The organism is Planktothrix mougeotii LEGE 06226, from assembly GCF_015207485.1.
Lineage (GTDB): Bacteria > Cyanobacteriota > Cyanobacteriia > Cyanobacteriales > Microcoleaceae > Planktothrix.
The window spans coordinates 19,446-28,640 of record NZ_JADEWU010000077.1; the positions used below are offsets into that span (position 1 = coordinate 19,446).

Below are 9,195 nucleotides of genomic sequence, written 5' to 3' on the forward strand. Positions count from 1 at the left end.
ATTAATATACTAAAAATCATGAATAATACTTACGATATTCTTCAAGGAGACTGCCTAGATATTATCCAAAAAATGCCTTCAAATTTCGTTAATCTGATTTATTTAGACCCTCCTTTTTTTACCCAAAAACAGCAGTCTTTAAAAACGAGAGATAGACAATTGGAATTTAGTTATAATGATTTATGGGAAAGTGAGCAAGACTATGCAAAGTTTATCCATGAAAGGTTAGCAGTTCTATATCATATTTTAAGGGAAGATGGCTCGATTTTTGTACATTGTGATACTCATGCTAATTATATCATTAGAGCGATTTTAAATCATATTTTTGGTCAAGATAATTTTAGATCAGAAATTATTTGGAGTTATAAGCGATGGTCTAATTCTAAAAAAGGATTGTTACCTGCTCATCAAACGATATTTTTTTATTCTAAAACAAATCAATTTACCTTTAATCCTATTTATTGCCATTATTCAGAATCTACAAATGTCGATCAAATCTTACAAAAACGCACCAGAGATGAGCATGGTAAAGCGGTTTATGCTAAAGATAATGATGGGGAAATTATTCCGGCTGACCCGAAAAAAGGAGTCCCCTTAAGTGATGTTTGGGAAATTCCCTATTTAAACCCTAAAGCAAAAGAGCGTGTCGGCTATCCGAGTCAAAAACCAATTTTACTGCTAGAACGAATTATTGAATTAGCTTCTAACCCTGGAGATATTGTATTAGACCCATTTTGTGGAAGTGGGACAACAATTATAGCCGCTAAATTATTAAATCGTTCAGGAATAGGAATTGATATTTCCCCGGATGCGGTTCAACTTTCTAAAGATAGATTGAAAACCCCGATTAAATCTGAGTCTGTGTTACTGCAAAAAGGCCGAAAAGCCTACCTAAATGTCGATGAGGAAGCCCTCAATATTATTTCGAGTTTAGATATTATTCCTGTCCAAAGAAATCAAGGAATAGATGCTATTTTAAAACAAAATTATCGAGGTAAACCTGTCCCAATTCGGGTACAGCGTCAGGGAGAAAGCTTACACAAAGCACTGAGTTTATTGCATAAAGCATCTCAAGCTAAAGGAGCTTTGAAATCGATTTTAGTTAAAACCTCTGATGATCTTTTTGAGCTTGAAGTAACGGATATTCCCCATCATGTCATGATTATAGAAGCTCCTGCTTATACGGTTCAAAAGGTACTATTTTAGATAAATTCAATTCAATGAATTATTGGGTTTAAAACTCAACTTTATCATCAAGATCAGCTATAACCATTTCAAGCGAAATGGAGTTAAGCACTAGGGTTTCATTGCTATTATTATACTCCACAAATATCCAGTGTTTTTCATCCGTTTTATAATAATGTTCAATAGGAATCGTATATTGATCAATGAGGAGATATTCTTGAAAAGTAGGAAGAGTACGATAGGCGGCAAATTTTTCGTCTTTGTCGTAGTTTCGGGTTGATGCTGATAATACTTCTGCTGTCATAGGTCTAATTTCACCGTTAATATATTCATGGCGTTCTGGAGAATTCACCTCAAAATCGAGATAGTCTTCAAGGGTATAGATTTTTTGAGCTTCAACTTGTAAGATCATGATCCTTTTCTTATCCTAAAATAGAATTTTAACCTATTCATAGATTAGCAAAAATTTATCACTTATGTTTCAAGCAACCCGGCGACGGTTAGCAATTTGGTATACCGCAGTTACCGCTATTTTATTATTATTATTTGCGAGTGGGTTTTATTTCTATGTGCGAAATACCTTAATTGAACGTATTGATGATACTTTAAATCACGTTGTAGAAGTGGTTGAACGTTCCCTTGTTATTGAACCCGTTTCTACCCCTCCGGCGATGTCTCCTGCGGTATTAGCAGGTCAATTTCAAGTCAATGTGGAAGCGAGTTTTAGAAATAATTCTAATACCGTTGAAGATGATCATATTGATCTGGAATGGTTTAGTCCAACGGGAGAATTATTATGGTCTACGTTTTCTCAACCATTGGATATTCCCATTCATCCAAACCAGAGTGGAGAAACGGTTCATATTTCTGAAAAAAATAACACTTCAGAAATGATTTTAAGACAAGTAACAGACCGGGTAGAAATCGGACGCCAAGTCTTAGGCTATTTACGAGTTAGTCATCCTTGGTTTGAAGTCGCAAAACCCATTCGTCAGTTAATATTAGATTTAACAATCGGAACAATTTTAATGGTAATTGGTGTGGCTGCAATTGGCTGGTTTTTATCCGGTTTAGCCATGGAACCTGTGCTATATTCCTATCAACGGTTAAAACAATTTACCGCCGATGCGTCCCATGAATTAAGAAGTCCGATTGCGCTGATTCAAACCAATGTCCAAGTCGCTTTAGCAGAACCCAATTTATCCAATTCTGAACAACAACAATTGCAAGTTATTGAACGAATTACTCGCCGTTTAAGTCGGTTAGTCGATGATTTATTATTTTTAGCTAGACAGGATAGCGGTATTGTTAAACCTCAATTTATTTCCCTTCCTTTGGATGGCTTATTAATGGAGGTTATAGAAGAACAAAAAGCGATCGCAATTCTACAAAAAGTTCATCTTTCCTTAAATTTTATTGAATATTCTGAGGATATTATTGCCAATTCCAATAGTTATCAAAACACCGAAACTGAACCCTTTACTTTACAAGGAGATTGGGATCAATTGGTGCGATTATTTACGAATTTAGTCAGTAATGCTGTCCAGTATACTCCGGCTGGTGGTGAAATTAAAATAGAATTAAAACAGATTCCTAAAATTAAACGACAACCCACATTAGGAAAAGTAACTGAATCTTGGGAAAAAAATCATTCTCTCTTGAAATTTGAAGCCTTACAAGTTATAATAAAAGATACAGGAATTGGGATTCCTGTTGAAGCCTTACCCCATCTTTTTGATCGGTTTTATCGCGTTGATCCTTCTCGCACTCATCGTAATAGTGGAGGGTCAGGTTTAGGTTTAGCGATCGCTCAAGCAATAGTAGAAAATCATCACGGTCAAATTTCTTTAGAAAGTAAAATTAATCAAGGAACAACCGTTACAGTTACTTTACCTCTACATCCAAGTGGGTTGTAAGCGATTACAAATTTAATTTTCCATCCCCCCCTTGACACTCCAGTAAAGAGGAGACTTTAAAATAACAGTGTAGGGTGCGTAAGCAAGGCGCACGCACCAACCAACTCAACTCAAAATGAAGTTTAACCCATGAAAACAAGCTATTTCCAATTAAACGGAATGGGGTGCGCCGCCTGCGCCAATACCATAGAAACAGCGATTCAAAATGTGGATGGGGTTGCGGTTTGTCACGTTAATTTTGGTGCTGAACAAGCAACGGTTGAATTTGATCCCAAACAAACTAATATTGAGCAAATTCAACAAGCGGTTATCGATGCGGGATATAGTGCCAAACCCATAGAAGATAACACTTCTCATCTCGAAGACCGTGAGAAAGAAAACCGAGAAATTGAACAAAAATTAACCCAGAAAGTAGCAATTAGTGCGATTATTAGTGTGTTTTTAGTCATCGGAGGATTACCGATGATGACGGGTTTAAATTTACCCTTTATTCCCAATTGGATGCACAATCCTGGGTTACAATTAATCCTGACAACACCGATTTTATTTTGGTCAGGTCAAGCCTTTTTCTTAGGAGCTTGGAAAGGCTTAAAACGTCATCAAGCTGATATGAATACTTTAATAGCAGTGGGAACAGGGGCTGCTTATTTGTATTCTATTTTTGTCACTTTTTTCCCGCAATTCTTTTTAAATCAAGGCTTGTCTGCGGATGTTTATTATGAATCGGCTGCTGTGATTATTACCTTAATTTTACTGGGTCAATTACTCGAATATCGCGCCAAAGGAAAAACCTCCGATGCGATTAAAAAATTAATGGGATTACAAGCAAAAACCGCCCGTGTCATTCGGTCTGGAGAAGAAATTGATATTCCCATTGAAGCGGTGAATGTTGGTGATATTATTCGAGTCCGTCCCGGTGAAAAAATCCCCGTTGATGGGGAATTAATTGAAGGGAATTCTACAGTTGATGAATCGATGGTAACAGGAGAAAGTATTCCCGTTGAAAAACATCCAGGGGATGAAGTAATTGGGGCGACAATTAATAAAACCGGAAGCTTTAAATTTCGAGCTTCACGGGTGGGAAAAGATACGGTATTAGCGCAAATTGTGCAGTTAGTTCAACAAGCGCAAGGGTCAAAAGCACCGATTCAAAAATTAGCAGATCAGGTAACAGGTTGGTTTGTTCCAGTTGTAATTGCGATCGCGATCACTACTTTTATTCTCTGGTTTAATTTTACCGGAAATCTTACCCTCGCCATTACAACAACCGTCGGAGTTTTAATTATTGCTTGTCCCTGTGCATTGGGATTAGCAACGCCAACTTCTGTGATGGTGGGAACAGGTTTAGGGGCTGAACATGGTATCTTAATTAAAGGAGCGGATAGTTTAGAATTAGCCCATAAAATCCAAACCATTGTATTAGATAAAACCGGAACCATTACCGCAGGAAAACCCACCGTAACCCAGTATGTAACCGTAGGCGGAATCAACAATGATCATGAATTAAAATTATTACGATTAGTCGCAGCTATTGAACAACAATCTGAGCATCCCTTAGCAGAAGCAATTGTTCAATATGCTAAAGCACAAGGGGTAACTTTTCCCTTACCTGAAATTCGCAATTTCCAAGCCTTAGCCGGGATGGGAGTTCAAGGTTATATTTCAGATCGATTTGTACAAATTGGAACGTCTCGCTGGATGCAAGAATTAGGAATTAAAATCGAACCTTTACAACAGTATCAAGTCAGTTGGGAGTCAGAAGGAAAAACAACAGCTTGGATAGCAGTAGATGGAGAAATAGAAGGTTTAGTTGCGATTTCCGATGCGGTGAAACCGACCTCAAAAACGGCAATTCAAGCCTTACAAAAAATCGGGTTAGAGGTGGTGATGTTAACGGGAGATAATCAAAAAACCGCCGAAGCGATCGCTTCTGAAGTCGGAATTAAACGGGTATTTGCAGAAGTTCGTCCTGACCAAAAAGCAAATATAATTAAATCCCTGCAAACTGAACGGAAAGGACGGAAAAAACAGCCTTCAATTGTAGCAATGGTGGGGGATGGAATTAATGATGCTCCGGCTTTAGCTCAAGCGGATGTAGGAATTGCCATTGGTACAGGGACAGATGTGGCGATCGCAGCTAGTGATATTACCTTAATTTCAGGGGATTTAATTGGGTTAGTTACGGCGATTAAATTAAGTAAAGCGACTCTGAATAATATTCGCCAAAACCTGTTTTTTGCCTTTATTTATAACTCAGCCGGAATACCAATTGCAGCCGGAATTCTTTATCCCTTAACGGGTTGGTTATTAAATCCGATTATTGCAGGAGGAGCAATGGCACTGAGTTCGATTTCAGTTGTTTCTAATGCCTTACGCTTACGTCAGTTTAAGCTGAATTAATCTTTAGTTAAAAAGTGTATTGAGAAGGGAAATAGAGCCAGTATGGACACATATCTCGGTGTCAGGGCGAGAGAACCTCGCCCCTACGATGGGCGGTAATGTGTATAAATGATTGAGACTTACTGTAGAGTAATTATTCTTAGAATAAGGAGTGAAAACTATGAACATCAAAATCAAAACAGGATTACAATTTAGCGGAATTTTACTATCAATTTTAATCGCTAATTCTGCTCCTATTCGAGCTATGGAATCCCATTCAGAACCTGCTAACGATCAATTTAAAACAATTGAACAACCTTTATCAACAAAAATGGTTGTTACTGTCAGTGGATTAGCGTTAATTGGATTAGAACTAGGGTGGTTTTTATTCAGTAAACCCAAAGCCAAAAAAGCAACACTAAATCAGGAGACTCAAGAATTAGAAATTTTAGTCGATGGCGGCTATCAACCTAACCGCATTACGGTTCAATCCGGTAAAAAAGTCCGGCTGAACTTTATTCGTAAAGATCCTAGCCATTGCTTAGATAAAGTGCTGTTTCCTGATTTTAATATTGCTCAAGATTTACCTTTAAATCAAACCACAACTATTGAATTTATTCCCGAAGAATCAGGAGAATATACCTTTAGTTGTGGGATGAATATGGTGCGAGGCGTTGTTGAAGTTCAACATTAATAACTGTAACTTATAAAAAAAATACCCCTTCAATCTTCCACGAATTGCAGGGGTAAAAATGTTACTTATTTTTTGTTTTTTCAGGTTGAATATTAGAGAATTAATTGCCTAAATTATTGCTGGCGTAAGCATCTAAACTATAGGCAGGAATGCGGACGCTGTAGTCGGTTTCTTGACCTGTAACGGACTGAGCGATTTGTTCAAAGGAGTTGGAATTCCAGTTGCGTTCGTGGATGGGTTTGGTTTGTTCACCCCGGAAGTAAGCTTGAGTCCCAATTACAGCAGCCGCAACCCAACCCACGATGAATAAAGAAATTAAAACGGTAAACATAATTTTTCTCCTAACCTGCTTTAGTTTGCTTTCTATGTAAACGATTGTAACAGAGAGTTAAAAAATATTGCAATAGCTTGACAGATTTTTTTGGGTGTGTTTACCGTACCTAGTTATGGGGGTAGGGAGGTAGGGGCGAGGTCTCCTCGCCCATCAACAGCCAACCGTCAACCGCCAACCGCCCACCAAAACCAGAAATTAAGGAAGAATTAAGAAAATAGTGATAAGCATTTCTGCTAGATTTGATATACACCAGTTATGTCTTGTATAGGCAGAGTTGATTAAAAATTCCTAAGCCCGATCGAATAAAGGATATTTTTTGACAAGTTCCCTTTAGAATAATAAATAGGTAATTATGCAGAGATTGGAAGCTAATATGACGCAAAGCGATTCTCGAACTCCTGTTTCACTCTCAGAACGAGAACTGCAAGTTGTGGAGTTAGTTGCGAGTGGATTAACAAATCAAGAAATTGCGGAGAAACTAGAAATTAGTAAACGTACAGTTGATAATCATATCAGTAACATTCTCACAAAAACGGCAACGGATAACCGAGTAGCTTTAGTCCGTTGGGCGTTGCAATGGGGGAAGGTTTGTCTGGATGACATTAACTGTTGTACTCTACCGCTAATGACCACTGAAGATGAAACAGAGGTCGCCATATCTTCCTCGGTAGAATAGGGGAAAAACAGGTTAATTTTGGATGAAAAGTGTAGAACAGAAACAACGACTTCGCTATCAGGTTTGCTGTCGGAAACTTCCTTTAACGGTGTATCGGGAAGTGGCTGCACATTTGCGTCAGGTCGAAGGAGTGAACACGGGGTTAATTCCCACCCGCATTAGTCCCGATGAAATACCGCCAGAATTTGATTACACTCAAAGTCAGGTTGGCAGTTTATGGATCGAATATGATGACAGTCATGATTCGGCAACTCGTCAACAGATTGATCAAATTTTGGCGTATTATAACGATCGTTATGGCGCCTGGGAAACAATCGATCCGCCACAGGACTAACGATTAATTAAGAAACCAATGGAACTGATCAAAGCATTACGAGGAACACGGGATATCCTGCCTGATGAAATTGGATACTGGCAATGGGTGGAGTCTGTTGCCAGGGATATTTTATTGAAGGCAAATTATCAAGAAATTCGCACCCCAATTTTTGAACAAACGGCTTTATTTGAACGCGGTATTGGGGAAGCGACGGATGTAGTTGGCAAAGAAATGTATACGTTTGTTGACCGGGGTGAACGTTCAATTACCCTGCGGCCAGAGGGAACAGCCGGAGTCGTTCGCAGCTTTATTGAAAATAAACTTCATGCCACGGGAGGGGTACAACGGTTATGGTATACTGGGCCGATGTTTCGTTATGAACGACCCCAAGCCGGACGTCAACGACAGTTTCATCAAATTGGGGTTGAGGTGTTAGGAAGTCGGGATGCAAGGGCAGATGTTGAAGTGATTGCGATCGCAACTCATATATTACAAAAGTTAGGATTAAAAAATTTAAACCTCAACTTAAATTCTGTGGGAAATTCAACGGATCGTCAAGCCTATCGTCAAGCATTAGTGGATTATTTAACCCAATATAAAGACGAATTAGATCCAGATTCTCAAGATCGTTTATCTCGAAATCCCTTAAGAATTTTAGATAGTAAAGATCAACGGACGCAGGAAATTGTTCAGGATGCTCCGAGTATTTTAGAGTATTTAGGAGAGGATTCTCGCGCTCATTTTGAACAAGTTAAACAGTTATTAACAGCGTTAGAAATTCCCTACAGTTTGAACCCTCGATTAGTGCGTGGTTTAGATTATTATACCCATACGGCCTTTGAAATTATTTCTGATGATTTAGGAGCCCAAGCTACGGTTTGCGGGGGCGGTCGTTATGATGGTTTAGTTCAAGAATTAGGAGGCCCAGAAATCCATGCTGTGGGTTGGGCAATTGGGTTAGAACGGTTAGTGATTCTATTACAACAGTTAAATACTCTTTCTAGTTCTAGCTTGGATTTTTATATGGTTTCTAGGGGAAATTTAGCTGAATCTCAAGGGTTAATTTTAGCTCAAAAATTGCGTCAAAATGGCTTCAGTGTGGAATTAGACTTAAGTGGGAGTGCCTTTGGTAAGCAGTTTAAACGGGCTGATCGCAGTGGTGCTGTAGCTTGTTTAGTATTAGGAGATGCAGAGGCGGAACAGCAAACAATTAAGTTAAAATGGTTAAAAACAGGGGAAGAAATTACGATTAATCAATTGGATTTATTCGATAAAATTGATCAATTTCGAGAACAAATTCACACCCTAAAAACCCCTTAACCTCTCGTTCCAATGCTCTGCATGGGAATGCTATGATGAGGCAAAGTCTCATTAATTCTAATAATTAGAAGTGATAGTGTGTGTTTAAGAGGTGTTTAACAGGCAAGATGCCTGTTCCACTTCCACTTCCACTTCCACTTCCACTTCTAGCAGGATTTTAACCTCCGGCGGCAAAGGTTGCCATAATAATAATTGATAGGGCTAAACCGGGGAACAAGAGAATCAATAACATTAAAAGATCGTGAGTATTCATAGAAAAAAGCATGGGAGTGTGGAAACGAGCGCGTCTTCAGACAACAGAGGAAACACGACTCAGGGGAATTTATTCCCCGTGAATATTGGATTGGGAATCGACAAAAATTTTTGTATTTGCCG

At 38.6% G+C, this 9,195-nt stretch carries 9 protein-coding genes; 7 read left to right on the top strand and 2 right to left on the bottom strand.

What is annotated here, in order from left to right:
• The first annotated feature begins 18 nt into the window (after positions 1 to 18).
• Entirely contained in the window at positions 19 to 1,206 is a 1,188-nt protein-coding gene (locus IQ236_RS22720; protein WP_193871397.1) for a DNA-methyltransferase, read from the top strand.
• 28 nt (positions 1,207 to 1,234) lie between these two features.
• On the opposite strand, the gene IQ236_RS22725 is transcribed toward IQ236_RS22720, so the two are convergent.
• Positions 1,235 to 1,597 (bottom strand): Uma2 family endonuclease, encoded by a 363-nt coding sequence (locus IQ236_RS22725; protein WP_193871398.1) that lies wholly within the window; start codon positions 1,595 to 1,597, stop codon positions 1,235 to 1,237.
• A gap of 64 nt (positions 1,598 to 1,661) precedes the next feature.
• On the opposite strand from IQ236_RS22725, the gene IQ236_RS22730 reads away from it, so the two are divergent.
• The 3 genes from IQ236_RS22730 (at position 1,662) to IQ236_RS22740 (ending at position 6,174) form a co-directional block, all read left to right on the top strand.
• On the top strand, positions 1,662 to 3,101 hold the full coding sequence (locus IQ236_RS22730) for a sensor histidine kinase (protein WP_193871399.1): 1,440 nt from the start codon (positions 1,662 to 1,664) through the stop codon (positions 3,099 to 3,101).
• 129 nt (positions 3,102 to 3,230) lie between these two features.
• Positions 3,231 to 5,501: a heavy metal translocating P-type ATPase gene (locus tag IQ236_RS22735; protein WP_193871400.1), complete on the top strand. Its 2,271-nt coding sequence runs from the start codon at positions 3,231 to 3,233 to the stop codon at positions 5,499 to 5,501.
• A 160-nt stretch (positions 5,502 to 5,661) separates the two neighbouring features.
• Entirely contained in the window at positions 5,662 to 6,174 is a 513-nt protein-coding gene (locus IQ236_RS22740) for a cupredoxin domain-containing protein (RefSeq protein WP_193871401.1), read from the top strand.
• Positions 6,175 to 6,274: 100 nt separating this feature from the next.
• Here the strand turns inward: IQ236_RS22740 and IQ236_RS22745 are convergent, their stop codons facing one another.
• Positions 6,275 to 6,505: a photosystem II protein, Psb35-related gene (locus IQ236_RS22745; RefSeq protein WP_190522919.1), complete on the bottom strand. Its 231-nt coding sequence runs from the start codon at positions 6,503 to 6,505 to the stop codon at positions 6,275 to 6,277.
• Between the two features lie 376 nt (positions 6,506 to 6,881).
• Here IQ236_RS22745 and pedR point away from each other — a divergent pair, with 376 nt between their 5' ends.
• From pedR to hisS, 3 genes are read left to right on the top strand one after another with little or no spacing between them, the layout of a single operon-like run.
• Positions 6,882 to 7,184: a photosynthetic electron transport-dependent transcriptional regulator PedR gene (gene pedR / locus IQ236_RS22750; RefSeq protein ID WP_193871402.1), complete on the top strand. Its 303-nt coding sequence runs from the start codon at positions 6,882 to 6,884 to the stop codon at positions 7,182 to 7,184.
• A gap of 22 nt (positions 7,185 to 7,206) precedes the next feature.
• On the top strand, positions 7,207 to 7,518 hold the full coding sequence (locus tag IQ236_RS22755; protein ID WP_193871403.1) for a hypothetical protein: 312 nt from the start codon (positions 7,207 to 7,209) through the stop codon (positions 7,516 to 7,518).
• 18 nt (positions 7,519 to 7,536) lie between these two features.
• A complete protein-coding gene (hisS, locus tag IQ236_RS22760) occupies positions 7,537 to 8,820 on the top strand; it encodes a histidine--tRNA ligase (protein ID WP_193871404.1) in 1,284 nt (427 codons plus the stop codon).
• The last annotated feature ends 375 nt before the right edge of the window (positions 8,821 to 9,195 follow it).

What these genes read in the sequence shown, in the direction of transcription:
- IQ236_RS22720 (WP_193871397.1), top strand. Translation starts at nt 19, where the DNA reads ATGAATAATACTTACGATATTCTTCAAGGAGACTGCCTAGATATTATC.
- IQ236_RS22725 (WP_193871398.1), bottom strand. Translation starts at nt 1,597, where the DNA reads ATGATCTTACAAGTTGAAGCTCAAAAAATCTATACCCTTGAAGACTAT.
- IQ236_RS22730 (WP_193871399.1), top strand. Translation starts at nt 1,662, where the DNA reads ATGTTTCAAGCAACCCGGCGACGGTTAGCAATTTGGTATACCGCAGTT.
- IQ236_RS22735 (WP_193871400.1), top strand. Translation starts at nt 3,231, where the DNA reads ATGAAAACAAGCTATTTCCAATTAAACGGAATGGGGTGCGCCGCCTGC.
- IQ236_RS22740 (WP_193871401.1), top strand. Translation starts at nt 5,662, where the DNA reads ATGAACATCAAAATCAAAACAGGATTACAATTTAGCGGAATTTTACTA.
- IQ236_RS22745 (WP_190522919.1), bottom strand. Translation starts at nt 6,505, where the DNA reads ATGTTTACCGTTTTAATTTCTTTATTCATCGTGGGTTGGGTTGCGGCT.
- pedR (WP_193871402.1), top strand. Translation starts at nt 6,882, where the DNA reads ATGACGCAAAGCGATTCTCGAACTCCTGTTTCACTCTCAGAACGAGAA.
- IQ236_RS22755 (WP_193871403.1), top strand. Translation starts at nt 7,207, where the DNA reads ATGAAAAGTGTAGAACAGAAACAACGACTTCGCTATCAGGTTTGCTGT.
- hisS (WP_193871404.1), top strand. Translation starts at nt 7,537, where the DNA reads ATGGAACTGATCAAAGCATTACGAGGAACACGGGATATCCTGCCTGAT.